Raw genomic sequence first — 26,417 nt, 5'->3', positions numbered from 1 at the left:
GACAGCACTGTTAGCAGCACTGACTATTGCAGACAGTAGCGCGAACAACCCTGATAGAAACGGCTCATAAGTAACATTGCATAGCCAGCTTATGAGAACAGGGAGGTTCACAATGGCCTATCACAGAGGTGTTCACCACGCGACCGGACAAGTTCATTTCCCCGAGCAGGAAGTAGCGAACGACAAACCGGATACCCCCGAAGCCACAGGATCCACCTGGGGCTATATCGTAAGCTGGGTTTATGCCATTCCGAAAATCGTTACAGTTCCCGCTTCGTCCATCTATCGCGCCCTTTTTGGCTACTCCGCGACCAAAGCTCCAGTCTCCGATAATGAGCTGGGTACGGAACTGGCCAGATTCCGCAAACGAGCCAATGAAGCGAGATCAACTCACGATCAAAACCTGGCCGAGATAATGGGCCGGTATCCGCATCATGATCTCGGCCAGCATGAACCCTTGGATGCAGAAGTCGCTACAGAAAACAGTCGTTTCCAGAATGAGGCGGAAGCGCTGAAAAAAGAAATGACCCAGTCTATAGCGCTGGCCAATACCCGCCGTGACACCATCAACCAGATTCTAAGCACTCTTGGTCTGGTTGATCTGGATATGCAACAAGCCCACGCCCAGCGCAGCAATGAGCTGCAACTGAATGAAGGCATCAATGAGCTGATGGACTTCAACCATGAGGCCGAACGTGTCCAATCACAGAAAATTATTGAACTTGAAAATGAGATTCATCGCCTGAGTAATCAGGCTCAGGTCTACCAGAGACAGCACGCTGAGAATATCGCTGAAGTGCATCGCTTGCGGGGCTACCAGCGCCTTTACAACAACAAGGCCGAAGAGCTGATCAAAGCCCAGAATGAAGCCAGAGCCCAGCATAATTATTATGACGCAACGATCAAACAGAAAAACCGTGATCTTGATCTGGCCAAGCATCAGCATCAGCAGTTGCACGGCGATACAGTACGCCTGCAAGAGCTGGCCAATAAAGAAGGCAGAGATCGCATACAGGCAGAACAGAACGGTAATTATTATTCTCAGCAGTGGCAGAAGAGCAGTCAGGAGGTTGAGAAGCTGACCCGTGAACGTGATGATGCTGTCACCAGTGCCAGACTGGCGGCAGAACGTAACCAGGCAAATGTCCGTAGGCTGGAACGTGAATGTCAGGACAACCTGCGTCAACTGGAAGAGCAGAAGAAAACCTGTAAGCAGTGGATGACTCGCAGTCAGGTACTACAGCGCCAAGTGAGTGATCTGCAGACTCAGCTTCAGGAAAGCAGAGATGCTCTGAGAGAGGCAAATGCCACCAATGCACTCAAGATCCAGAAAAAAGATCAGGCCATGACGCTTATGAAACGTCGCTATGAGGACAGTGAAGCCCATCTGAAAAGAGAAGTCACCCAGGCCCGCATGGTCGCCAGTAGCAATGGTGAACGGGTGCAGGAACTGGAAGACATGCTGGAGCAGGCGTCCAATACCCATAGCCAGAATCAGTTCCAGATGGAACAGTCTCTAACCGTCTGGAGAGATAAAGGCAACCGTCAGATTCCGGCACTGGAAAAGCAGATTGAGCAGCTGACCAAAGAAATCAGTGAAGCCGCCAGCCGGTTTAATCAGGAAAAGCATCAGCTGGAGATCCAGCTGTCTGAAGAAGAGCTGAAAACCGACAGCCTCCAGCAGCGCCTGAAAACTATGGAAAAAACCATAGGTCAGCAGAAGCTGGATATTCAGCGACTGGAACAGGAAAAGCTCAAGAGCGAAAAAGAAACGTCTGAGTTAAAAGACAGACTGCCGGGATTACATCAGAAGATAGATCAACAGGCCCGTCAGCTGGATCAGCTACGTCATGATAATCAACAACTGAAGAGCAATGTCACCCGTGGTGATGACAATGCTCGCTCACTGAGCCAGCGGTTGAACGAGGCAAGAAACGGTGCTGATAGCCGTGAACAGCAGCTGAAGAATCAGCTGACTCTCGAACAGCAAAAAGTCGCTCGACTGGAAGCCGGCCAGAAAGATCTGCAGTTCAAGGCTCAACAGGATCTGAGCCGCATCAAAGATCTGGAAGCTTCAGAAAAAGCTCTTCGCCAGGAACAGCTTCAGGCCTCAGAAAACAAGCGCCGTCTTTCTGCCAACGAGAAAGAGACCCAGCTGAGCCATGAAGCAGAGACGAAGCGTCTGACCGAAGAGAACAGACAACTGAATGAACGACTGAGAGAGTCTGAAGCTCAGCACACCAATCTGCAGAATCAGGTATCCACCATTTTGCAGGGTCTTGGTGGCCAGGATACCAAGCTCAGCAATATGCAGGTGATGCGTCTGATCCTTCAGCTAATCACCCGCAAAGGCTCAGTTCTGGATACCCGTCTGGAGTCCCAGCAGGCCGAGCTGCGTCGGGAACTGCAAAATGCTCTGGAGGGTAAAGGTCAGATGTAACCTACTGTATTTTCCATGTACTAATGCACTTTCCATGCACTAAAGATCCCGGGGCTGATTCAGGCCCGGGATCTTTTATTTTCTACGACAATGGTTCAAGAGTGACCGTGCGTTCCACCAGTTCCAGAACCGCAGGCCGATGGGTGACCATCAGCAGAGTCTTACCCGGCAAAGCTTCATTCAAAACGGAAATCATCCGCCCCTCGGTATCCGGATCCAAGCCTTCAGTCGGCTCATCCAGCAGCACCAGCGAGCACTGGTGATCCTTCAGCCTTAACAGCACCCGGGCTATCCCTATGCGTCGCTGCTCGCCACCAGACAAAGCCTGACCAGCTGCCCCCAACCAGGTATCCAGAAGGTTTGTTTCTGGAGCGATATGGGTCAGCCCCACATGTTCCAGCACTTCGATGAGATCATCATCGGAAACCGTACCAGCCAGATCAGGATCAACGGCCAGCAACAGGTTATCCCTTAAAGTCGCACTGAAAATATGAACCTTCTGAGGCATCACTGCCATGGAGCGGCGTAACTGGTGTTCCGATAACAGCTCCAGTGGCTGACCGTCCAGTGTGATCTGCCCTTGATAAGGCCAGTCACGGGTGATCAATTGCAGCAAAGACGACTTGCCACAACCGGTCGGGCCGACCAGAGCCACCCGTTCACCCGGTTGAATATGCAAAGACAAACCATTCAGCACCGGTAGTCCATTCGGGTAAGCAAAGTGGATATCAGAACACTGCAGCTCCCCCATCGGCAACTCAGGGACTACACCGTCCGCAGGAAAGACGACTGCGGGCTGCTGTTCCGTCACGTCTCTCAATCGGGTTGCGGCGCTGTGAGTCTGTCCCAGCATCTGGAAAGCCGACGGCAATGGCATAACTGCTTCAAAAGCGGCCATGGTCGCTAATGTCAGCATAACTAGCACCGGTCCGTGGTTGTGCCCAAGGCTAAGATCGCCATCAATAGTCACTGCGCCCAGCAAAACCACACCCGCAAGAGTTGCTCCGGTCAACAGCGCAATAACCAAAATTGCAAGCCCGGCAACCCGCGCCATGGCACGCTCCTGAACCTGCACCTCGGATTCCGCATCTTCAATAGTTTCACGATAACGAACCGCAGCCCCATAGATCTGAAGCTCCGTCTGCCCGGCCACGTAGTCCATCAAGCGATTGCGCAGGATTTCTCTGGCCTGCACTGTGCGCTGCCCGGGCTTTTGTCCCAGCCGAAAGAACCAGCCGGGCAAAACCACAATCGCAACCAGCAATACGACCAGCAGCATCAGTGCCGTATCCAGACTGAACCAGGCCGCCAGGATCACCAGTGCCAAGGTTCCGGCCACAGCTAACAACAACGGGCTGATTAACCGCAGATACAACCCATCCAGCGTATCAATATCCGCCACCAGACGGTTTAACAACTCACTGTTACGAAACCCTTTCAGCCCGGCAGGAGCCAGCGGTTCGACTTTCTCAAAGAACCAGACCCGCAGCCCAGCCAACAAACGAAACGTGGCATCATGGGTCACCAGTCGTTCGCCATAACGACCAGCCGTTCGAGCGATGGAGAACCCTCGCACACCCGCTCCGGGGGTAAAGAAGTTAAAAGCCTGCGCCGTCGCAACCGTCAAACCTGCCACCGCTGTGGCAGTAATAAACCAGCCGGAGAGCGCCAGCAGGCCGACACTGCTGATCAGTGTTGCCAGTGCCAGCAGATAGCCAAGTGCAAAGCGCCCTTTATAGGGTTTGGCCAAAGCCAGAAACGGCTTCAGATCACGAAAGACTTTGCCAAGGCTGGCTGGCTGTTGGGTTTGTGTCTTATCAGACATAAGCCACCTCCCCGCCATGATCAGTCTCATCGACAGAAGCCAGTGTTTGCCACTGCTGAACCAGTCTTTGGAAAGGAGGGCAACTCTCAAGCAATTCCTGTTGGCTGCCCACTGCAATCATTCTTCCTTTTTCCAGCATCAAAACCTGAGCGGCCTGACCGAGACTTTCCGGACGATGGGTAATAGTGATCACACTGCGCCCCTGCACAGTCTCATTCACCGCCTGGTTCACAATTGTGGCGCTGTGATGATCCAGGCTTGCTGTTGGTTCATCCATTACCAGCAACTGGAAAGGTCGCAATAAAGCCCGCGCCAAGGCCACTCGCTGAGCCTGACCGACAGACAAGCCCGAGCCTTCATCACCAAGAAGGCTATCCAGTCCCTGAGGCAGACGGTCAAGAAACTCATCAACACGCGCCACCTGCATCACCCGTGCAATCTCGTCATCAGCAGCATCGTGCATCGCCAGAGTGATGTTGTCTCGCAGTGAACCATGGAACAGTCTTGGATTCTGGCCCAGCCAGGCCAACTGTTGTCGCCAGCCGAACAAATCAAGCTCCCGCAGAGACACCCCATTAATCAGCACCTCACCTTCATAATCGGTAAAGCCCAACAGCACATTCAATAGCGTGGTCTTTCCGGCACCGGATTCACCCACCACTACCAGTTGCTGACCGGCCTGCAGCTCAAAGGAGATATCATCAAGAATACGACGACCATTGCTTGCGGTGACCGAAACTCCACGAAACACGACACTGGCAGCTACCTGATCCGGACAAGCCACCTGTCCACCAGCCAGACCGGATTCCGAACTGTTAAGAAACGCTTCAATATCGTCACCGGCACCAATCGCATCGGCCTTGGCGTGATAGTAGGTTCCCAACTCCCGCAATGGCTGGTAATACTCCGGCGCAATCAGCAGCAAGAACAAGCCAGTAAACAGCGACAGAGAATCTCCCCACAAGCCAAAGTTCAGATAACCGAGATAACTCATCCCCAGGAAAACAGCGGTAATGGCGATAGAAATTGCCGTAAAGAACTCCAACACCGTAGAGGAGAGGAAGGCCAGTCGCAGCACCTGCATGGTTTTCTCTCGAAAGGACTCGGCAGCCGAGGCAACCGCCTGCTTTTCCCGCGCACTTTGGTAAAACAGTCGCAGGGTGGTCAGGCCTTGCAGGCGATCAAGAAAATGAGCACTTAAACGGGACAGCGCCTGCACATTACGCTGACTGGCCGCAGCGGCCTTCTTACCCACCAGCACCATAAACAGAACCAGCAGTGGTGCGGTAATCAGCAGCACCAGAGCGATCAGCCAGCTAAATGACAACGCAAGTAGTATGGTGATGATGGGCAGGATACGCACCAGTCCCATCTGAGGCAGATAGCGGGCGTAATAGTCATGGAGTTTATCCACCTGCTCCATCAGCAGGGTCAGCCAGCTACCGGCCGGACGATTGGCAAGAATAGCCGGTCCCATCTGATCAATGCGGGCCAACAGCTCGCCTCGAATCTCGGTGCGTACCTGCTCACCCGCCTGTTGGCCTGCCAGTTCACGCTGCCGGCCGCACACACCTCTGCCCAACGCGGATAGCAGTAATACCGCAATACCGGGCAACACCTCGGAGAAGGTGGCACCGGCCATAACCAGTTTATCGATAGTCCAGGCCAGTGAAGCGGCCTGTAGAATAATGAAAAGATACTGACAACAACCAAACAGCACGGCTCGCCGAATCCATGGGCGAACGCTGGTCTGACGGAGCTGGAGCCAGGACTGCACAACCTGTTCCCGTTCCTTTTGCATGAACCACCAAATTTCTCATTGTTAACAGGAAGGCATTGTATGCAGCACGCTGACAAAGACAATGGAAAATACCTACAAGTTTCAGTGGGTTGCAGCCTGAAACATTTCGCTGCGTGCGCAAACGCTCATAAGTGTTATGTTTTCCCGATATTTGTAACAATACCGGCAAAATTTTTGTGCTGAGCGTGACAATGTTTCAGGTTTGGAGCCGTTATTGCCACGCTGGCTGATTAGAGAGCAGGTTCGTTTTCTCGTATGTTTGATTCCATTCGTATTGTCATGCTCCGCACATGGCATCCGGGCAATATTGGTTCTGCCCTGCGCGCCATGAAAACCATGGGGCTGGCCAGACTGATTCTGGTGGATCCCCATCAGTTTCCTCACCCGGAAGTCGCAACCATGGCCGCCGGCGCTGATGATCTGATTGACTCTGTAGAAGTGGTCAGTTCTCTGGAAGAAGCCATTGCCGGTTGCCGGCTGGTGGTAGGTACTTCTGCCCGCAGCCGCAGTTTTCCATGGCCGATGCTCACCAGCCGCGAGTGTGGGGAGAAGCTGGTGCAGGAATCTGCCACTGGTGATGTGGCGCTGGTCTTTGGTCAGGAAACATCCGGCATGACCAACGATGAACTGCAGCAGTGCCACTTCCATGTATCTATTGATGCCAACCCGGACTATCCGGTGTTGAATGTTGCGTCTGCCGTTCAGATTCTCTGTTATGAGATCAAGCAGGCCAGCCTCATTGAGCAACCGCCAGTAAAAGAAGAGCACGACGATACGGTTTACCCGGATACCCGACAGATGGATCAGTTCTACGAACAGCTGGAACTGGCTCTGGGGGATATCAATTTTATTATTCGCCAGCATCCCGGCAAGATCATGACCAAACTGCGTCGGTTCTTTAACCGGGCCCGCCCGGAACAGGAAGAGTTAAATATTCTGCGCGGTGTGTTGAGCCGGGTTCGCCAGAACGCTGCGGCAAACCAGCCGGAATCAAACGATTAAATAAACGCCGTTGGTCAAACACTCTGAGCGCACAGTATATGTTCCGGCTCAGAGTGTTAAACCAGGAATGATCTTTCAGACCGGCAGCAGCTTACGCAGCCCGGCATCCTCAAGAATATGAGCCAGCTGATTGGCGTAGGTGACAAATTTCACTTCCCGCCCTTGGTAACGCACCTGCCCTTTGGGTGAGATCGGTCCTACCTCCACCGGCTCAAGATGGAAAGCTCTGGCCAGACGAGCACCATCACTGGTTGCGCACAAACCACCGACATAATTGATATGGTCAAAGTGGCGACTGATGTAAGTCATCACTTCCATAATCAAGCGCCCGGCTGCTAAGCGACTCGCGCCGTACAGAGAGAAAATATAAAGACTGTGAGACTCACCAGGTGCAGCAATATCATCCAGCGACAGTGATGCCTCTTCCCGGCGGGCATGAACCAGCTGCCAGAACACTTCATCCTTCAACGGCAAAGCAATCAGGTGGCCGAAATATTGTCCATGCTTCATGCACAGCAGGGCCAGGCGGTTACTGTGCCGGATCCAGCCACCGAGACGCTCATGGCTTACAGGAACAGCGGAAGCACTGAGTGATTGATCATATTCGATGATCATATCCAGACAGTTCTGGTGGTTCGGGGAGTCATTGAAACGTTCAATCTGGTAATGGCCACCTTCCTTCTCCGGGAAGGTTCCAACCTTCTGCCCCAGCTTGGGAGAAACCAGATAATGCCTGACCAGATATTCAACCGCCTGATCCGATGTCACCCGACTGGCTCGCCCGGAGCGAAACGGATAGATTTTTTCGACATCATCATGGAAGTAGGCAATTACTTCCCGCTGACGATCACAGGTCGGCTCCGTCGTCGCCCGCTCCCAACGACTGATGGTGACAGAATCAATACCTGATAACACCGGTGAGTAACAGGAAAGAGCCACAGCCAGACGATCCTGGGTTAAGCCCGCTTCCTTTCTCCGCTTCTTAAGATAATCCCCAAAACTCTCAAGCATGCGCCTACAGCCTTTTCTATGTGACCCAACCAGGTCTGTCGTTTTATTGCTTGTAATCCTGCGGGTTCGGCTCTCACTGCCAGAAACCCAAGAGCACGCCACCATTGCGGGTGACCGCAATGATGTTACGCAAAAGGGAGGGAAAAAAAGTTGTCTTATGCCAAGAAAAGGCATGATTTATGGCGGGGAGGAATTAGGCGTCAGAGGCCCTGTTTTTTAGCCTCATCCCAGAAGTGATCCAGCTCTTCCAGTGAACACTCGTCCATGGTTTTACCCTGTGCCGCGACAACCTGCTCAATATAGGCAAACCGGTTTCGGAACTTGCGATTGCAGCCGCGCACAGCCTGTTCGGCATCGACTTTCAGATGGCGGGCCAGATTAGTAGCGGCAAACAGAAAGTCACCGACTTCTCCCTTGATCTCATCCTGATTGCCCGAGACCATCGCCTCTTCAATCTCGTCCAGCTCTTCACGCATCTTGGCCAGTACGGGACGTACATCCGGCCAGTCAAAATTGACCCGCGCGGCTTTGTCCTGCAGCTTCTGAGCCACAACAAGGGCTGGTAGATTATCGGAAAGACCATCCAGCAGCCCAAGCTGCTTCTCGGCTTTTTCCTGTGCCTTCACCTGATCCCAGGTGTTATGCACCTGTTCTGCTGTCAGCTGCGAAGGAGTCCCCGTTAACAAATCGGGATGACGACGCTGGATCTTGTCCACCAGCCGATTAACGACACCAGAGAAATCAAACATTCCCTGCTCTTCAGCCATCCGGGCGTGATAGACGACCTGGTACAACAGATCACCCAACTCATCTTCCAGATGCACAAAGTCACCACGCTCAATGGCATCGACAACTTCATAAGCTTCTTCGAGGGTGTAAGGGGCGATAGTGTGAAAGGTTTGCTGACGATCCCAGGGAGAACCCGTCTGCGGATCACGCAGACGGGCCATCAGTTGCAGAAGATCATCCAGACTATGGACGGGTTTACTCAAACGAAAACCTTGTGCTTATGCTGAAGCCGGTACGGCGCTGTTGTCACGGTGGACATCCAGCACGTTCGGCAGCTGATTAATTTTTGCCAGCACCCGACCCAAAGTATCCAGACTGGAAATCTCCAGATCCAGGGACATGGTGGCCATATTGTCATTGGTATTGGTCTGGGTATTCAGACCAATCACATTGACCTTCTCGTTCGCCACCACCACGGTAATATCCCGCAGCAGTCCCGGACGATCATAAGCGAGAATCGCAATCCGTACCGGATAGGTACTTTCATGCTTGTGACCCCAATGCACTTCAATCACCCGATCCGGCTCCTGCTCACGCAGTTGCAGAGCGTTGCTGCAGTCGGAACGGTGAATGGAGACACCACGCCCCAGCGTGATGTAACCCATAATCGGATCACCCGGCACCGGCTGACAGCAGTTAGCCATCTGGGTCATCAGGTTACCCACACCTTCAACAATAATATCGCTGTCTTTGCGCTTCTTGCTGACCGGACGGGTCTTGAATTCAAATGCCGTTTCATCAACCGGCGGTTCCACCAGACGCTGCGCGGCATGCACAGCCTGCAGCAGACGCAGATCACCGGAACCGACCTTGGCCAGCAGCTCCTCTGCATCCTGCAGCTTCATGCTTTCGGCCAACTCATCAAGCTTCACGCCGACAATGGCCAGACGTTTAAGTTCGGCTTCCAGCATATGGCGGCCGGCGGCGATGTTGGAATCACGATCCTGCAGACGGAACCAGCTGACAATCTTGGCCCGCGCACGACTGGTACGGACATAACCCAGATTCGAGTTCAACCAGTCCCGGCTAGGGGAAGCGTTGGACGCCGTCAGGATTTCAATCTGGTCACCGGTCTTCAGCGCACTGTTCAGGGGAACAATACGTCCACCGACTTTTGCACCACGACACTTGTTACCTACCTCGGTATGAACACGGTAGGCAAAGTCGACTGGTGTGGCACCAATCGGCAGATCGACCACGTGACCATCTTTGGTAAACACATAGACCCGGTCCGGCTCAACATCGAGATGCCACTGGTCGGCCAGTTCTTCCATGCCCTGACCAATCTCTTCCTGCCACTCCAGCACCTGACGCAGCCAGTTGAGTTTGGCTTCGTAACTGTCACTCTCGTTTTTGGTATCTGTGCCCTTGTATTTCCAGTGGGCACAGACACCGAGTTCCGCCTCTTCGTGCATCGAGTGGGTACGAATCTGCACTTCCAGCGTCTTACCCTGTGGGCCGAGTACTGCAGTGTGCAGGGACTGGTAACCATTCTCCTTAGGCGTGGCGATATAGTCGTCAAACTCTTTGGGGATATGGTTCCAGAGCGAGTGCACCAGACCAAGGGCAGCGTAACACTCCTGCACCTCATTCACATAGATACGCATGGCGCGGATATCGTACAGCTCGCGGAATTCCACGCCCTTGCGCTTCATCTTCCGCCAGATGCTGTAGATATGCTTCACCCGCCCGCTGACTTCGGCATGAATACCGGAAGCGGCAAGCGAATCCCGCACCTTCTGCATCACATCCTGAATGTACTGCTCACGGTCCACACGGCGCTCATCCAGCAGCCGGGCAATCTTTTTATAATCCTGGGGCTTGAGGTAGCGGAACGCCAGATCCTCCAGCTCCCATTTGATATAACCGATGCCCAGACGGTGAGCCAGCGGGGCATAGATCTCAAAAACTTCCCGAGCTACACGCTGCCGACGCTCTTTGTCAGCATTCTTCACCGCCCGGATTGCACAGGTTCGCTCTGCCAGCTTGATCAGGGCCACCCGAACATCATCAACAATGGAGACCAGCATTTTGCGGACTTTTTCCAGCTGATCCTGCTGCTGGCCCAGTACCTGGGTGCGGGTCGGATTCTGGATGGCGCTGATAACCGCCATCCCCTGAACGCCCTTCACCAGACGGGCTATTTCAGAGCCAAATTTTTCCTTCACCTCTTCCAGGGTGATACGGTGTTCACGCACGGAACGATACAGTACGGCAGCCACCAGCGAAGCCTGATCGAGCTTCAGCTCGGCCAGAATATCCGCCATTTGCAGACCGATCGCCATCAGGCTCTCGGTCTCGGACCATTCACTGGGTTTGCCAGGCACGGTCGCCGCCCGCTGCACCATCTCGCAGGCATCCAGCAGCTGCTGCTCATCTTTCAAAGTAACGAAAGATTTCAGCCTTGCCAGCCAGGAAGGTATATCAATCGAGCCATCCGCCATTATGGGATGGTCATCACGTACCTTGACCATGGGTATTCAGTTCAACCTCTGCTTATATCTACGGCAGGAGCTCTGCAGCCCCTGCCCGCTTTTCATTGTTCCCTGAAGCTTATGCTTGTCAGTTCCCCCGAACGAACAGCCCCATACTTTCAACATGGGTGGTCTGTGGGAACATATCCATAATCCCGAACCGGGCCAGCCGATATCCCTGCTCCCTCAAAAAGCCTGCATCACGGGCCAGGGTCGCCGGATTACAGGATACGTAGAGTATCCGGGAAGGCAAAGCGTTCACCATCTGCTGGAGAATTTCCAGCGCACCGGTTCTGGGTGGGTCCAGCAGCATCGCATCATAAACGCGACTCATCCAGACCCGGCGACCTGGTTCAGCAGCCAGATCCGCCTGTTCAAAAGAAGCATTATCCATGCCATTGGCGACGGCGTTCATCCGGCCCCGTTCAACCAGTGCCATCACGCCTTCCACCCCAACAGCTTCCCGGCACTGCCGGGCCAGAGGCAGGGTAAAGTTACCCATACCGCAGAACAGATCAAGCACCTGCTCAGAAGGTTTAAGCGCCAGCCACTCCAGAGCCTGGCTTACCATCTTCTGGTTAATTTCCGGGTTGACCTGGGTAAAATCAATTGGCTGAAACGCCAGAGTCAACCCCTGCTCAGGGAGTTCATAGCGTAAGCTATCCGATCCATCCGGTGCATGGATACAAGTCATGGAAACCGCCGATGAATCGGTCTGCATATAAAGGTGCAGCTGGCGTTCCATAGCCAGCACCTGCCAGCGCTCACGATCCACTTCCGGCATAGTACCAACAAGCCGCAGCAACACTGCCGTGCCATTATCGGCCTTGGCCAGTTCGATATGGGAAATAATTTTCCGGTTTTTAGAGGATTCCAGCACCTCACGCAAAGGCGCAATCAAAGCCGAGAGCTCAGGAGCCAGCACCAGACATTCCCCGATCGAGACAATATCCTTGCTGCCTGCCGCCCGGAAACCAAAGTGAACCTGACCGTTCCACCAGCGCACCGCCAGACGCGCCCGGGAGCGGTAACCGAATGGCTCACTCACCAGCGGGGCTTCCAGAGACTCCGGGGCCAGTCCAGCCAGACGCTGCAACTGCCCCAGGACGATGTCCTGCTTAATGCCCAGCAGAGCTTCGCTGCGGATATGCTGCATATTGCAGCCACCACATTGATCAAACCATGGGCAAGGCGGCGCAACCCGATCGGCGGATGGCTCGATCACCTTGCTGACCGCCGCATCAATACGTTTGGTGGTCTGGTTCACGATCCGGATTTTAACTTTATCACCCGGTACAGCACCTTCCACCAGCATCACCCGCCCGTGCTCTTTGACAATGCCACGGCCATCATGAGCCAGCGACTCAATTGTCACTTCCGCAGGCACTGCACCAGCGCGGGAAGACCGTACCGTACGGGGTGGATTTTTACGTTTAATCTGCATGAAAAGGGGCCGTAATACACTACCGGTAAAACGCTCTATTTTACCTGCTCATTGCGCCCCTGTATGCAATCGCTGATGCTGTGACAGTCCAACTCGCTCAGGATTCAAAAACACCGGTGGAAAGATAGCGGTCGCCACGGTCACAGATAATGGTCACGATGGTGGCATTACGAACCTGTTGATCCAGTTCAAGCGCAGCCGAAACAGCACCACCTGAGGACACTCCACAGAAGATACCTTCTTCTTTGGCCAGCCGCCGCATGGTGACCTCGGCACTCGCCTGGGCGATATCCATAACCCGATCCACACGAGCGGCATCATAGATAGCCGGCAGATATTCCTTAGGCCAGCGGCGAATACCGGGGATGCTGGCTCCGTCAGCGGGCTGCAATCCAATAATCTCAATCGAAGGAGACTGACTTTTCAGATACTCCGAGGTCCCCATAATAGTGCCGGTTGTTCCCATGGCACTGATAAAGTGTGTCACCTGCCCCTGGGTCTGCTGCCAGATTTCCGGGCCGGTCCCCTGCACATGGGCAAACGGATTATCACTGTTGGCAAACTGGTTCAACACCAAGCCTTCACCGCGCGCTTCCATCGCCAGCGCCAGATCCCGTGCACCTTCCATGCCCTCTTCTTTGGACACCAGCACCAGCTCTGCACCATAAGCAGACATCGCCGCTTTACGCTCATGACTCATATGGTCTGGCATAATCAGCACCATCCGATAACCACGGATGGCCGCCACCATCGCCAGAGCTATGCCCGTGTTACCACTGGTCGCCTCAATCAGGGTATCGCCGGGTTTTATACGACCACTCTCTTCTGCACGCTGAATCATCGAGAGTGCCGGACGATCCTTAACGGATCCGGCCGGGTTCTGCCCTTCCAGCTTCAGCAACAGCACATTATTACGATCACGACTGCCCATACGCTGCAGACGCACCAGCGGTGTCATACCGATCAGGGATTCAATAGTGGGATAAGCAATACCAGCATCTTTGCCTGTAAGCCCGTTATTATTCATCACTGTTCTCTATATTCTACGACGTTGGACATTCCAGCATCCGTTTTCGTTATTCTGTTTTGGGTATAGTACCGGTATGCACTGAAAGATCTGTATACTGGTTTTTCATAACGATAGAAACGCAAAGAATAATAAACAGGCACTCATCCCCACATGCATAACATGTACAAGGGTCTTAAGAACCGGGTTTTACGAGCCGGCCTGATTCCCGTTGCCCTGCTGACCATTACCCTCTGCCTGCTCTCCGGCATTTTGGCCTTCTTCCAGACTAAGGCTGACTTTGAACAACAGTCGCTGATTAACAGCAAGCAACTCGCCCTGATCATCTCTCACTCGCTCAGCCATAATGATAAAGAGCTGACCCAGACCATCCTGCGCACCTCTCTACAGCTGAAAGGCATGGAAAGCCTGCGCATCACTGATGAAGGTGACAACGCCCTGTTTGAATCAGGCATCCCAATGCTGCCAGCGATAGCCTCCCCACAAACAAGAAGCTATGTCGTTGACCTAGATGACCATCTGCTGATCACCGTACCGGTATCGACTGGTGAGTCAGCGCCTGCACTCTGGCTTGAGGCAGGCTTTAACAAACAGGAAATTCTGCTGAGCCGTTATCAGTGGCTGCTGATCATTATCACTATCTCAGTGCTTTCATTAATGCTGGCTACGATTGCCCTGTTGCGTCTGGCCAACAGCCTGTCTTTCCCACTGGAGCGTATTACGTCCCAGATCGGCCAGCTGGATCTCTACAATCTGCAAATGCGCCTGCCAGCCGATAGCAACAATGACTTTGTCCCCCTGAAGCGGCACCTCAATCACCTGCTGGCCCGCATGCAGATTCGTTATCGGGATATGAAAGATGAGGTAGAGCGGGCTGCGGCAGAAATCCAGCAAAATATGGAAACGCTGGAGCTAAAAAATGCCGAGCTGGATATCTCCCGCAAAAACGCCATTGAGGCCAGCCAGAGTAAATCCATGTTTCTGGCTAATATCAGCCATGAAATGCACACACCACTCAACAGCATTGTCGGCTACTGCGGACTGCTGGAAAAAACCCAGCTGGAAAGCCTCCAGCGCGAACACTTACGCACCCTGCAAACCTCTGCCGAGTGCCTGAAAGCAATTATTTCCGACATTCTCGACTTCTCCAAGATTGAAGCGGGAAAACTGCATCTGGAACATGCACCCTTTAACCTGCGCACTGTCGTCGATGAAGCGCTGGCCATGAACAGTCCCAGCGCCCAGGAGAAAAAACTGGAACTGGCGACAGTGTTCTACCCCGGCACCCCGGTCTTCTTGTTGGGCGACAGCAATCGTCTGAAGCAGGTCATTTCCAACCTTCTTAGCAACGCTATTAAATTTACCGAGCAGGGCTCTGTTGCCATTGAAGTGAACTGTATTCAAAAGCGGAACGAGATGGCTGAACTGAGAATCTCGGTAAAAGACACTGGCATTGGCATCTCCGATACTGAAGGCCACAAACTGTTCCAGGCCTTCTCCCAGGTTGATTCCTCCCTGAGCCGTAACCGCGACGGCACTGGTCTGGGACTGGTGATCTGCAAAAACCTGGTGGCCCAGATGCAGGGAGAAATTGACTTTACCAGCCATGCCGGTGAAGGCAGCTGCTTCTGGTTTACGGCCAATCTCGCTATCGACCATAAGAGTGAAGCCCTTCACCAAAGCACCAGAACGGATCACCTGTCAGGTATTGCCATTGTTTGCGAGCCCAGGGAGTGGTCCCGACTGGCTATTGTTCGCCAACTGGAAGATCTGGGATTTGAACCTCACTGCCTGGACACCGACTCCATGTTTAACAGCTCACGGCTCAGCATTCTTAAGCAGGCCTCACTGTTTGTGGTTGGCGTTCATCAGGAAGACAGCCAATCCACCATTACTGAAGTCGCACCTTATATAGACACCAATGCCCGCTTGCTTTTGCTGGGTGATCCGCAACATATTGAAGATTTAAATTATCTCACCGGCACCAACACCCGGATACTTCCCTTCCCGCTTATGCAGGAACAGTTGCTGGAAAGCCTTTGCACGCTGTTTGGAGAAGATCAGGTAGATTGCACCCAGAAACCGGAGCAGACACCACAAGAGCTATCAAACGACACCCGCATTCTGGCGGTGGATGACAACCCGCCCAACCTGAAGCTGTTAAAAATCATGCTCGAAGACCTGGGCGTGCAAGTGGATACCGCCAACTCCGGATACAAGGCGGTCGAATACGCCCAGCAACACGACTACGATCTGATCTTTATGGATATCCAGATGCCAGGCATGAACGGTGTCGAAGCCTGCCAGAAAATTCGACAGCAGGAACAGGGTGAAAAGAATATCCCCATTATTGCCCTGACAGCACACGCGATGATGGACGAGAAGTCCCGGCTGCTGGAAGAGGACTTCGACGCCTACCTCACCAAACCAGTCAGTGAGCAACAGTTATTACACACTATCAGCCATTGGACACAGCCACTGTCAGCAGGTCAGACCCTTTCACTGTTTCCAGGCGATTCATCCGCCGACGAGAAACAACAGAAAGCGGGGACAACATCATCCAGCCCGGTTGATATGGAAGAAGGCATCACCCTGGCAGGCGGGCGCAAGGCTCTGGCAGAAGAGTTGCTGTCTATGATTCTGGAAACCCTGCCGGAAAACCGTGAAAGCATTGCCGCCCTTCATCAACAGGAACATTTTGTCGAGCTACAGGAAGTTATACATAAGCTCCATGGTGCCGCCCGTTACTGTGGCGTGCCGGATCTCCGTGACGCCTGTCGGGAATCAGAAATACTCTTGAAGAAGAAAAAGCTGTCGGAGCTTGAAGATTCAATTCACGTATTGAATCAGGAGATTGATCGCCTGCTGATCTGGCAGGCTCGCTTTATGCCGGCACGGCAGGATAAACAAACATCACACGACACCGAATCAATTGAGGAACTGGAAAGTCAGGCCTGAGCCTTGGCTAAATAGTGGCTCCCATGCAGAAACGAGGGAGCCACTGACAACACTTGAATGCCTATAACTTTAAGACTTGGTTATCTTTGGCTGACTCTCTTTCGCAAAAGCAATATCCCATTCACAAAAAGAGTCAAACTCAGGCTCATACCCTAAAACCTTTTTTGTCTCTGACAAATCAAGCCTTTTAAATCGATTATCGGAAATACCATGGGCTATAACGAATGGATCGTTAGTTAGATCAGCCTCTATACATTTGACGATTAACGAACACAAATCGCTCGGTTCTGCCCAGGCACTTAAATCCCGAGAGCTTAATTCATCCCATTCATGGGTATATTCAAAGGCGCCAATTCGGATTGCGATCGATTCTATGTTTTTTTGATAGGCATAGTATGCTGCTATGGATTCGCCAAATGCTTTGCTGACGCCATATAAGTTCTTAGGACGAACCGGCATATCACTTTTGACTTGTATATCCAGCGGATATCCTTCTATAGCCTGTGCGCTGCTTGCATAGATGACACGCTTAACACCGGATTCAGCCGCCGCCTGAAATATATTGTAAGTCCCTACGATATTGACTGGTAAAACTTGTTCAAACGGTGAATCCGGGGATGCAACACCGGCTAAATGGATGACCGTATCAACATTCTTGCAGGCAGCCTTACACGAAGCAAAGTCACTCACGTCGACCTTAATACCCCGTGCTTCATTAATTTCCAGATCAGCCAAACAAAGAGCATACGGCTTTTCAAGGCTATCAATGTAACCGACCAAAGCCGAACCAACTCTGCCATTCGCTCCAGTTATAAGGATCGATTTAGACATTTACTTCACCCCAAAAATGGCGAGTATAATGCCAGAAACAGAGTCTCCAACACTTTTAATTTCTTATGGAAACACACGTCACACGACGTGGAGTCTATCGTGGAAGGAGAAAGCCAGGCTTGAGCCTGAGCTTTCCTTATACGAGTGCCCTGATCAGTGCATCAAACTGAACAAACGGTTGCGGTAACGGCGCACCAGCGGATCGGCCGAACCCTTCTGATCAAAGATTTTCAGCATCAGCAGGCGGGCGCCATCATCACGGAAGTTGCGATCCCGGCGCACGATCGTTAACAGCGCTTCAAAAGCCGCCTCATCTTCATCCGCCAGCACATGGTGAATCGCCATCTGGTAAACCGCCTCCAGATCCGCTTCATCCTGCTGGATACGTGCTTCCACCTCGGCACGCGGTGAGATATCACTGGCCATATCCAGGAAAGCCAGCTTGGCCCGTGGCTGTTCCGCCCCCGGTGCATCCTCCGGTAGAGCATTGATGACCATCCGGGCATCATCAATACGACCTAATTGCAGCAACAGACGCGCCTGCAACACCTGCAAGCCCATATTACCCGGCTCTTCTGTCAGCAGTTCCTGCAACAAAACCAGTGCCTGCCCGGACTCACCGGCTTCGATCAGGGCATCGATCTGCTGCTGGATACGATCCGCAGGGCTCATGGTGACTTCATTCAGCAGTTCACGCAGATCCGCTTCCTGCTGCAAACCGGTCAGCACCTTCACCGGACGTCCTTCATGAATCAGCACCAGTGTTGGTATGCTGCGGACACCGAGCTGCATCATCAACTGCTGAGCCAGCTGCTGAACCCGTGGATCAGGGTCTTCCGCATTCAACTTGGCCAGACGAAACTTACCGGCATACTCCTGAACCAGCTTCATCAGTACCGGCAACTGCGCCTTGCACGGCTGGCACCATTCCGCCCAGATATCCAGCAGCACTGGCTTGGTATTGGAGCCCTCCAATACTTCGGTATGCAGATTGTCGGCACTGACATCAAAAACAAGACTAGAGTCGCTTACTGGCAGCTCATTCATTGGAATAATGCTCTCCGGATACGGATTGGGTTATGGGGAAATTTTACCTGACATGGCTCCTTCGGCAAATTCCAAAACTGGAGCCAAAGAGTGGCAATTTTTCATTATTTTTATGCCAAGAAGTATTGACAAATAACAGCGAAAGAAAAAGAGAAGATAAGGATTTTAAGGCATGGCTCGTTATCCACCACTTCTGTGGATAACTCTGTGGAAAGTCATTTGAATTTCTTATGCAGCCCTTGGTAAATATGGGGCCGCTATAAATTGATCATTTTTTGACCAATTAAAAACACCTTATTTTTCAATAGGTTACGTCACACATAAATTAAAACACCATTTTATACAGTTTCTCTTGACATAAGACAAACTACATAATTTCAGTGTGCATAAACAATTTGTAATCTGTCCATATTCCATAAAAAGAACCGCTCTAACATCAGCTTTTATCAGCCTCTATTATCCCGAAACCAGAGCTGCCAGGCCAAAAACAAGAAGGGCCGGCTAATGCCAACCCTTCTCATCAGTTCAACCTGTTCGATACCGGAAACCTAGTCTTGAATCAGGCCATACTCCCGACCGAGAACCGCCTCAATTTCTGCCCTTGGGTTATCAGACAGTGGTAGTTTTTCACCGGTGATCTTTTCGGCAATGTTCACATAAGTCCGGGAGACTTCCATCATCACCGCCTCCGGCAGGGCATTATCTCTGGCGAGAGCTTCCCGCTCATCCATACGATCCTTATTCAAAAGGATATCCGGATCAGGGAAGGTATTCAGAAGTAACTGCCGGAACCCTTCTTTAGAGTTCTCCAACACTTTACCGTCACGGTAAGCCTCTCCCTCCCAGATGCGGGAAGAATCCGGCGTTCCAACCTCATCCATATAGATCAGCTTTTCCTGACCATTGGCATCCGTGACATAACCAAACTCGAACTTGGTATCGACAAAGATCTGATCCAGCTCCGCCAACGCCTTGCTGATCACCTCAAACCCTTCCGCCAGCAGCCGCTCGTAAACGGCAATGTCTTCCGGGTTACGGAAACCAAAAGCGGCAAAGTTATCGGCAATATCCTTGCGGGAGACATTCACATCATCCTGCGCCGGCACACCGGGAATACCCTCCAGAATACCTTTGGTGGATGGTGTCATCAGCAGCTCCGGCAGTTTTTGGTCTTTACCCAAACCTTCCGGCAGCTCGATACCACAGAAGTTACGCTCGCCTTTGCCGTAAGCCCGCCACATCGAGCCGGTAATGTACTGGCGACAGATAGCCTCTATTTTTACCGGGCGGGCTTTCTGCACGATCCACACCAGTGGATGAGGGATATCGAGAATATGACTGTCGGCCAAACCCTGCTCACGGAATAACCGGAACCAATGATTGGAAATCGCATTCAGCGCCGCGCCCTTTCCGGGGATACCGTTTAGTCCACCTTCCCCGTGCCAGATACAATCAAAGGCCGAGATACGGTCACTGATCACCATAATCGCCAGCGGCGTATCTTCGGCAACATCATAACCCTTCTCCCGAATCAGGCGACGACTGTCATCTTCTGTCAGCCAGTAAACCGAGCGCACCTTGCCGCTGTGCACAGGCTTATCGGTACGGATAGGGAGATTATCATTGACCGCCAGAACCTTATCAGCCAAAGACATAAGCAAGTACTTCCTGATGATTGTGTTGTATTTATTTCTGCCGCCGCTGACTTGGGGTGATTCGCCAGCAGCAGAGGACGCAAAATAAAAAGAAACCAGCACTCAGGCTGGTTTCTTTATAACGCTGTTATTAGCTGAGGTTGGACCGCAGCCGTTCCAGGAAGGCTTCAGACATATCTGCCGGTGGCAGGGTATTCAGGTCCTTCTCCAGAGTCACATTAGTGGCATTACCCAGGCTCTGCACGCGCAGGCGGTATTCGCTCTCGGCAGCAACCGGTTTTTCATCATCACCACCGAACAGGCCGCCAAACCAGCCGCTCTCTTCACCATCACGGGCTTCAGAGTTACCTTCGGACAGACTGATAAAGATCAGGCCGGCACTACGGTTACGGTCCAGCACTCTGACGCCGGCTTTATTCAGCGCCACTTCCACGGCCTGCCAGCTGCGGGCAAAGCCCTGATCAATCTTCAGTACCGGGTTGCCGTTACCATCGCGCACCAGACTGGTCTGATCACCAACATCCAAATTACGGGCCTGCAGGGACACACTCTGCTCATCACGGTTCTGAACCAGATATACCAGCATCTCATTCATCAGACCATTCTGCAGACTGCCGCTGGCGGTATTTTCACTGTTCCAGTCAACCGGGGTGGTCACATCAGCACCGACGGGACGACGGGCATGTTCCAGAATCACTTCACTGGTCTCCGGCAGGATGCCCTGACGGACACTCAGGCGGAACTTCTCAATGCTGTTTTCCGAGTTTTCCAGATCGATCACCCGGCCAACCATACGACGCATCAGGCCAGGCTGGGAGGCATCACCAATCTGCACCCAGTCGGTTTCCATCACACCACTGCTTGGGTCTTTGGCAACCACAGAAATGTTGTTGGCTTCCCAGAAACGCAGGATATGGGTCCAGACTTCAGCAGGGCCTCGCTGCGCCAGCATCACCCGCTTATTGCCGTCGGTAACAATCTGATAGGCCGAGCCATCATCGTGAACAATACGACGATCTGCACGTGGCACTTCATCATCACGGCTTACGTCCGCGGAAGCCGTCACTTCCGGAATAGACATATAGTCCACCGGCTTCACAGCCTTGAGGTTGCCCGGGATCACCAGATCCGGTGCTACCTTTTCATCAACATAATCACCGGATTTATCCCGGAAATAGCCCTGTTGTCCAAACAGGGTACCGCAGCCATTGAGGGTCAGGGCCACACCGGCCAGAGCCACTAATTTGCATGCAACGGTTTTGTATGCGTGCTTCATGCACTCTCCTTAATCTGCAAGCCCGGTTAGCTCAGTGATGCCAGCGCATCCCGAACTTCCTGGTGGTAAGCTTCCGCCAATGGCGTGAGTGGCAAACGGATTCCGCTGTCGATCAATCCCATTTCCTGCAGGGCAAACTTCACCGGGATAGGGTTGGATTCAACAAACAGTTTTTTATGCAGAGGCATCAGACGCTCATTCAGCGCCCGGGCTTCATCAGCCTTGCCGGCCATCGCCAGCTGGCAGAGCTCATGCATTTCGGCCGGTGCCACGTTGGCAGTCACCGAAATATCGCCCTTGCCGCCCAGCAGCATCAGTTCAACCGCAGTTGCGTCATCTCCGGAGAGAATATCAATCCGGTCGCCACAGCGTTCAATCAGATCCTTGCCACGGGCAATATCACCGGTGGCATCCTTAATCGCAATAATATTATCCAGCCCCGCCAGCCGCTCAACAGTATCGTTGTGCATATCCACAGCCGTACGACCCGGTACGTTGTAGAGAATCTGGGGGATCGCCACGGTCCGGGCAATAGTTTCAAAGTGACGGAACAAACCTTCCTGAGTCGGCTTGTTATAGTACGGAGTCACCAGCAGACAGGCATCCGCGCCAATGGCCTTGGCCTCTGCTGTGAGATGCACAGCTTCCAGCGTGGCATTGCCACCGGTACCGGCAATTACCGGAACCCGGCCATTCACCTGGGCAACAACACGTTTGAGAATCTGACAGTGCTCTTCAACGGTCACGGTTGCAGACTCTCCTGTTGTCCCAACGGCGACGATCCCGTCAGTTCCCTTTTCAATATGGAACTCGACCAGATCGTGGAGGCGCTGCCAATCCAGCTCACCGTTAGGCAGCATCGGGGTCACCAGAGCCACTAAACTGCCAGAAATCATCATTTACTCCGTTTCTTGAATTCAGGTTCACGTACATGCTTACGTGAATTATGAAATGTTACCGACCCCATAGATTTAGCACAAGGGATCATAATCCCCACAAAAATCAATTTGTGGTATTTCCCGAAGGAGTATCCCCGATAAATCGTGATACGATGGCTGCCGGCCCAAATTTCGCATAAAACAGGAACACCATGCGCCTCACCTTCCTTGGCACTGCCGCCGGCCTTCCCTCAAAACATAGAAATGTCAGCGCAACCATTCTGGCCAGGGATGACAGCAAGGAATGGTGTCTGGTTGATTGCGGCGAAGGCACCCAGCATCAGCTGCTTTATAGCCGTTATAGCCTGCATAACCTGCAGGGTATCTTTATTACCCATGTCCATGGCGACCATATGTTTGGCCTGCCCGGTCTGCTGACCAGTGCCAGCATGCAGGGCCGCACAGCACCTCTGACGATTTGTGCACCTGAAGGTGTGGAGAGTTTTGTCCGCAATGCCCTGCAGTGCGCGGCCGTTACCCATCTGCCTTACGAACTGCACTTTGTCGCTTCCGACAACGAGAGTTTTCAGTTCCTGACCAGCGATTTTGAAGTCAGTGCCCATGAACTTTCCCATCGCGTTCCCTGCTATGCCTATGCCTTTAAAGAACACCCGCTTCCGGGCGAGCTGTCTTTGGCGAAACTGCATACATTGAATGTGCCTCGCGGGCCACTTTGGGGGCAACTGCATCAGGGGCAATCCATCACGCTGACCGATGGCACAGTGATTCACGCCAAAGATGTGCATAAGGACAGTGCCGAGCCTCGGGTGGTAATTATTGCCGGTGATAACGATCGCCCCGCCATTTTGCACGATATTATGACCCGCGCTGATCTGCTGGTGCATGAAGCGACGTTCTCAACTCCGGTACGGGAGAAGGTGGGCGACAAGTGGATGCACAGCACGCCACGACAGGTCGGCGAAGCAGCCGAGGCAGCAGGTTTGAAACATGTGATTCTGAGTCATTTCAGCAATCGCTACCCAACACATCCCAAGCCAAACCAGACGGGTATCAGTGATCTGAGAAAAGAAGCGCAGGATGTCTATTCAGGTACCGTCACCATGGCCAAAGACCATGGCTGCTGGGAATTGCGCCGGGATCGTAAGCTGGTTGAAATCGAGAACAGTTAACGCAGGTAACGATTGGTTGCTGCTGGACCGAGGTGCTCAATCATCATTTCCAGCACCTGTTCGCGCTCCCGGGCGCGAACACAGGCCAGAAACTGTGGGCGACGATGTTCAGGCATCTGCCCGGCAATCTCTTCTGCGAGCTGATTATCCCGAATTTTATCCAGGCAGGAAGCGAGAAAACGAACCTCAACATCCAGCACACCGTCATTGTGTTCCATATCCAACAGAGCATTGAGCGGCGTAAAATGGGCGAGGCCTTCATACTCTCCTCTCTGCTGCCAGGTCACCAGATTCTTCTCCACAGCAATTCTTACCACCTGCCGGAACAACCACCGCAGATAGGTGTTATGAACCTCTAAACAGTGCTCCATTTCATTCTGGCAGGCCATTGGATCATTGATACGCCGAATGCGGTTAGCCTGCTCTGCTGACAACAGCTTGTTATTAAAATGACCTTCCGCATCCAGATGCAGCTGATCAATCACTGTGCCGGCCTGCTGTGGCTCCACATAATGAAACACAGCAAAACTGCCGCAGGTCAGCACAGAGTGCCCCTGCATCATCCGCAGATAGCTATCCAGATTTTTGTAAATCCCATATTTATCTGCAGCTTTCTCAAGCTCGTCCTGTAAAAAACGATCCAGCTGTTCGATCCAGCCTGGAGGCGGCGCATCAAAATCCCGGTCGTTTTCAAGTTCCTGAATATAGGCAGCCAGATCAAAAGGCTGGTTAAAATCCCGGGCATGCAGGAACAATCCCAGAGTATCAGCTCCAATAGGCGGGGGCTCCGGAGCCAGCGGTTCATCTTCAGGTGGCTCAAGATCGGGAACAGGAATCTCAAGCTCACCACCTACCTGTCCTTGTAGATCCACTTCAGGCTGCTCCAGCGGCTGAGCAATATTGTGGGGAGGCCTATGATCATCAACTGCAGCTATTGGCTGTCCGGCAGGAACAATTATTGCTGAATAGCGCGTGCCCAAATCATCATGTAGAGCCAGAATATTGCACTGGCCGTTACGCTGCATTCTGCCCCAGTTCTGCTGCTCCGCAGGGAGACGTTCGTCATACTCACAGAAACTGGTGTGCAGCTGGGGAAAGATATCTGCCAGGATCAGCATCTCCGGCTGACCAACCGGGCAATCCGTGCGCGTCGCCAGCATATGGCTATAAACATCCAGAACGTCTTTCTGGTTATACATACCGGGGTGTTCAATCTGTTCGCAATGCCGGTCAAGGGCATCCCACCCCTGCGCCCGTAGAGTCTCGAATAGGCACTGGGTAAAACGATGATCGCCATCCCGTCGGGTGATCTCATATCCCACCAGCATGCGTAGCGTATTAACCAAAGGCTGCAGACGCTGTCGATTCATCAGCAGGGCATCCAGTGCTTCGTCACTGTGATCAATCACAAAAGCATTCAGCAAGCCTTTGGCATGCAGCAGCTCGTTCTGCCCCTGGCAATAAGTCACATATGCCTGAAAAGCAGGATGTTCCAGCTGTTGCTTCAGTGCTTCCACACAAGCATCCCTTTCACGATCATTGCAGCGGAGCAGGTGGTGCAGAAAGGCGGCCGTACAGGCCACATAACCACTATCCGCATTGGGGCTGGTTGTACGTAGCTGGCAGCCATCAAGAATGCCATCCAGTGCCTGAGGCAGCCCCATCAACAAAGCAGGGTTTGGCAGGCCGCAAGGGGGAGGATCAAACCGTAGGGAGTGATGAAATCCCTGTTCGGGTTCAACATTCGGCCATTGCTGATTTGCCGGTTCAGGCCGTTCCAGACGTTCGCCAAAGTTATGAAGCTGAACCGCCGCTCGCTGGACATGCTCAACCACGTCAGGCCGCTCATTGGCCAGCACTTCCCGCAAGGACTCATCCGGTGCCCGTTCCAGCAGGAAGGCTGCATTACCCGCCTGTATACGCAGCGGCTCCGGATCATCATTCTCGGGATGCTGGTGAATATTGTTCAGAACCTGTCCGGCATAGCGCACTGCATGAGCAACTTGAGCTATCTCTTCCTGATGACGCTGATCGGCCAGAGAAGGCTGCCTGAGTAACAGCGGGGGCGGAGGTTCTGCCTGATCATTCTCAGGAATCAGTCGAGGTAAAACCGGCATATCCGGCTTGGCGAAAACGCCGATCTCCATCCCTTCGAGCCCGGCAAAATTCATCTGATCCTGCAGGTAGTTCACCATCCCCTGCAGCTGCGCCAATAACGCCTGATTATTGGGTAAAAAACCTTCCAGCCGATTGTGATAAATGCGGAATCTCGGTAACAGTTCAGCCCAGCGATTACGTAGCTGATCATCAACGCCGGCTCCGTGTTGATACCCTTCAAACTCAGCAACAATCGTATTAAAAAACTCGCAGGCTTCCCGCAGCCGCTCAGGGTTGCCTCGGGGACGAACAATCAGCTCAGGCCTCGGCAGAATAACCTCTGGCTCCTGCAGATCATCCTCGCCCTCATCTTCAGGAATATCCTGGGCGTCTTCAGGCTCTTCGGGTTCATCCAGATCTTCGACAGGCTCATTCTCAAGTGCTGGCCGACAGCAGCGTGCACAGAGCGAGGTCACTCCCGTCAGGGTCAGACCACAAACAAAAGTGGCAGCCCCGCCAGCTGGCCCCAGAGAAACAAAACCGACCACACCACCAGCAACAGACAGAGCCAAAAGAATACGTCCACGCCATTGACCATGATGGGGCGCGGGATGAGCGGGCAAAGCGGGTTGTACAGGCAAATCGCCGGGTGGGGGTAACTGCTGCATAACA

Annotated in this window: 17 protein-coding genes; 4 read left to right on the top strand and 13 right to left on the bottom strand. The window is 52.8% G+C overall.

Features of this window, described 5'->3' with window-relative positions; genetic code table 11:
* Positions 1-112 precede the first annotated feature (112 nt).
* Positions 113-2,440 (top strand): CCDC158 family protein, encoded by a 2,328-nt coding sequence (locus EHSB41UT_RS19455; protein ID WP_087112529.1) that lies wholly within the window; start codon positions 113-115, stop codon positions 2,438-2,440.
* Positions 2,441-2,522: 82 nt separating this feature from the next.
* Here the strand turns inward: EHSB41UT_RS19455 and cydC are convergent, their stop codons facing one another.
* Complete coding sequence (gene cydC / locus EHSB41UT_RS19450) at positions 2,523-4,265, bottom strand: heme ABC transporter ATP-binding protein/permease CydC (protein WP_165767344.1); 1,743 nt, start codon at positions 4,263-4,265, stop codon at positions 2,523-2,525.
* Positions 4,258-6,066: a heme ABC transporter permease/ATP-binding protein CydD gene (cydD, locus tag EHSB41UT_RS19445; RefSeq protein ID WP_087112527.1), complete on the bottom strand. Its 1,809-nt coding sequence runs from the start codon at positions 6,064-6,066 to the stop codon at positions 4,258-4,260. Before cydD ends, cydC begins: the two co-directional genes overlap by 8 nt.
* Positions 6,067-6,321: 255 nt before the next feature.
* Between cydD and trmJ the strand changes: the two genes are divergently transcribed.
* Positions 6,322-7,068, top strand: a complete 747-nt coding sequence (gene trmJ / locus EHSB41UT_RS19440) for a tRNA (cytosine(32)/uridine(32)-2'-O)-methyltransferase TrmJ (RefSeq protein ID WP_087112526.1) — start codon at positions 6,322-6,324, stop codon at positions 7,066-7,068.
* Positions 7,069-7,143: 75 nt separating this feature from the next.
* Here the strand turns inward: trmJ and EHSB41UT_RS19435 are convergent, their stop codons facing one another.
* The 5 genes from EHSB41UT_RS19435 to cysM form a co-directional block, all read right to left on the bottom strand.
* Complete coding sequence (locus tag EHSB41UT_RS19435; protein ID WP_087112525.1) at positions 7,144-8,079, bottom strand: helix-turn-helix transcriptional regulator; 936 nt, start codon at positions 8,077-8,079, stop codon at positions 7,144-7,146.
* Positions 8,080-8,279: 200 nt separating this feature from the next.
* Positions 8,280-9,071 carry a nucleoside triphosphate pyrophosphohydrolase gene (gene mazG, locus EHSB41UT_RS19430; protein WP_242667364.1) on the bottom strand — a complete coding sequence of 264 codons (792 nt, stop codon included), beginning with the start codon at positions 9,069-9,071 and terminating at the stop codon, positions 8,280-8,282.
* A 15-nt stretch (positions 9,072-9,086) separates the two neighbouring features.
* Positions 9,087-11,342 (bottom strand): GTP diphosphokinase, encoded by a 2,256-nt coding sequence (relA, locus tag EHSB41UT_RS19425; RefSeq protein ID WP_087112524.1) that lies wholly within the window; start codon positions 11,340-11,342, stop codon positions 9,087-9,089.
* A gap of 88 nt (positions 11,343-11,430) precedes the next feature.
* Positions 11,431-12,786: a 23S rRNA (uracil(1939)-C(5))-methyltransferase RlmD gene (gene rlmD, locus EHSB41UT_RS19420; RefSeq protein WP_087112523.1), complete on the bottom strand. Its 1,356-nt coding sequence runs from the start codon at positions 12,784-12,786 to the stop codon at positions 11,431-11,433.
* 97 nt (positions 12,787-12,883) lie between these two features.
* Positions 12,884-13,813, bottom strand: a complete 930-nt coding sequence (cysM, locus tag EHSB41UT_RS19415; protein WP_087112522.1) for a cysteine synthase CysM — start codon at positions 13,811-13,813, stop codon at positions 12,884-12,886.
* 162 nt (positions 13,814-13,975) lie between these two features.
* On the opposite strand from cysM, the gene EHSB41UT_RS19410 reads away from it, so the two are divergent.
* Positions 13,976-16,771, top strand: coding sequence for a response regulator (locus EHSB41UT_RS19410; RefSeq protein WP_165767342.1), 2,796 nt, complete (start codon positions 13,976-13,978; stop codon positions 16,769-16,771).
* A 69-nt stretch (positions 16,772-16,840) separates the two neighbouring features.
* Here EHSB41UT_RS19410 and EHSB41UT_RS19405 read toward each other — a convergent pair whose 3' ends face one another.
* From EHSB41UT_RS19405 to dapA, 5 genes are all read right to left on the bottom strand, one after another.
* On the bottom strand, positions 16,841-17,602 hold the full coding sequence (locus EHSB41UT_RS19405; RefSeq protein ID WP_087112520.1) for an NAD-dependent epimerase/dehydratase family protein: 762 nt from the start codon (positions 17,600-17,602) through the stop codon (positions 16,841-16,843).
* A gap of 153 nt (positions 17,603-17,755) precedes the next feature.
* Positions 17,756-18,649 carry a tetratricopeptide repeat protein gene (locus EHSB41UT_RS19400; protein WP_087112519.1) on the bottom strand — a complete coding sequence of 298 codons (894 nt, stop codon included), beginning with the start codon at positions 18,647-18,649 and terminating at the stop codon, positions 17,756-17,758.
* Between the two features lie 548 nt (positions 18,650-19,197).
* Positions 19,198-20,304, bottom strand: a complete 1,107-nt coding sequence (locus EHSB41UT_RS19395; RefSeq protein ID WP_087112518.1) for a phosphoribosylaminoimidazolesuccinocarboxamide synthase — start codon at positions 20,302-20,304, stop codon at positions 19,198-19,200.
* A gap of 130 nt (positions 20,305-20,434) precedes the next feature.
* Entirely contained in the window at positions 20,435-21,580 is a 1,146-nt protein-coding gene (bamC, locus tag EHSB41UT_RS19390; RefSeq protein WP_087112517.1) for an outer membrane protein assembly factor BamC, read from the bottom strand.
* A 26-nt stretch (positions 21,581-21,606) separates the two neighbouring features.
* Positions 21,607-22,476: a 4-hydroxy-tetrahydrodipicolinate synthase gene (gene dapA / locus EHSB41UT_RS19385; protein ID WP_087112585.1), complete on the bottom strand. Its 870-nt coding sequence runs from the start codon at positions 22,474-22,476 to the stop codon at positions 21,607-21,609.
* A gap of 194 nt (positions 22,477-22,670) precedes the next feature.
* Here dapA and EHSB41UT_RS19380 point away from each other — a divergent pair, with 194 nt between their 5' ends.
* The gene (locus EHSB41UT_RS19380; protein ID WP_087112516.1) at positions 22,671-23,648 is read left to right on the top strand and encodes a ribonuclease Z; all 978 of its coding nucleotides are present in this window, start codon (positions 22,671-22,673) and stop codon (positions 23,646-23,648) included.
* On the opposite strand, the gene EHSB41UT_RS19375 is transcribed toward EHSB41UT_RS19380, so the two are convergent.
* A complete protein-coding gene (locus EHSB41UT_RS19375; protein ID WP_087112515.1) occupies positions 23,645-26,413 on the bottom strand; it encodes a hypothetical protein in 2,769 nt (922 codons plus the stop codon). The two genes, EHSB41UT_RS19380 and EHSB41UT_RS19375, sit on opposite strands and share 4 nt — an antisense overlap.
* Between the last annotated feature and the right edge of the window lie 4 nt (positions 26,414-26,417).

The organism is Parendozoicomonas haliclonae, assembly GCF_900174585.1.
GTDB classification, from domain to species: Bacteria; Pseudomonadota; Gammaproteobacteria; order Pseudomonadales; family Endozoicomonadaceae; genus Sansalvadorimonas; species Sansalvadorimonas haliclonae.
The sequence above is the reverse complement of the archived record's forward strand: the minus strand, read 5'-3'. Positions and strand labels throughout refer to the sequence as shown.

Excerpts from the sequence above, each read along its gene's own strand:
- EHSB41UT_RS19455 (WP_087112529.1), top strand. The coding sequence starts at position 113 with ATGGCCTATCACAGAGGTGTTCACCACGCGACCGGACAAGTTCATTTC.
- cydC (WP_165767344.1), bottom strand. The coding sequence starts at position 4,265 with ATGTCTGATAAGACACAAACCCAACAGCCAGCCAGCCTTGGCAAAGTC.
- cydD (WP_087112527.1), bottom strand. The coding sequence starts at position 6,066 with ATGCAAAAGGAACGGGAACAGGTTGTGCAGTCCTGGCTCCAGCTCCGT.
- trmJ (WP_087112526.1), top strand. The coding sequence starts at position 6,322 with ATGTTTGATTCCATTCGTATTGTCATGCTCCGCACATGGCATCCGGGC.
- EHSB41UT_RS19435 (WP_087112525.1), bottom strand. The coding sequence starts at position 8,079 with ATGCTTGAGAGTTTTGGGGATTATCTTAAGAAGCGGAGAAAGGAAGCG.
- relA (WP_087112524.1), bottom strand. The coding sequence starts at position 11,342 with ATGGTCAAGGTACGTGATGACCATCCCATAATGGCGGATGGCTCGATT.
- rlmD (WP_087112523.1), bottom strand. The coding sequence starts at position 12,786 with ATGCAGATTAAACGTAAAAATCCACCCCGTACGGTACGGTCTTCCCGC.
- cysM (WP_087112522.1), bottom strand. The coding sequence starts at position 13,813 with ATGAATAATAACGGGCTTACAGGCAAAGATGCTGGTATTGCTTATCCC.
- EHSB41UT_RS19410 (WP_165767342.1), top strand. The coding sequence starts at position 13,976 with ATGTACAAGGGTCTTAAGAACCGGGTTTTACGAGCCGGCCTGATTCCC.
- EHSB41UT_RS19405 (WP_087112520.1), bottom strand. The coding sequence starts at position 17,602 with ATGTCTAAATCGATCCTTATAACTGGAGCGAATGGCAGAGTTGGTTCG.
- EHSB41UT_RS19400 (WP_087112519.1), bottom strand. The coding sequence starts at position 18,649 with ATGAATGAGCTGCCAGTAAGCGACTCTAGTCTTGTTTTTGATGTCAGT.
- EHSB41UT_RS19395 (WP_087112518.1), bottom strand. The coding sequence starts at position 20,304 with ATGTCTTTGGCTGATAAGGTTCTGGCGGTCAATGATAATCTCCCTATC.
- bamC (WP_087112517.1), bottom strand. The coding sequence starts at position 21,580 with ATGAAGCACGCATACAAAACCGTTGCATGCAAATTAGTGGCTCTGGCC.
- dapA (WP_087112585.1), bottom strand. The coding sequence starts at position 22,476 with ATGATTTCTGGCAGTTTAGTGGCTCTGGTGACCCCGATGCTGCCTAAC.
- EHSB41UT_RS19380 (WP_087112516.1), top strand. The coding sequence starts at position 22,671 with ATGCGCCTCACCTTCCTTGGCACTGCCGCCGGCCTTCCCTCAAAACAT.
- EHSB41UT_RS19375 (WP_087112515.1), bottom strand. The coding sequence starts at position 26,413 with ATGCAGCAGTTACCCCCACCCGGCGATTTGCCTGTACAACCCGCTTTG.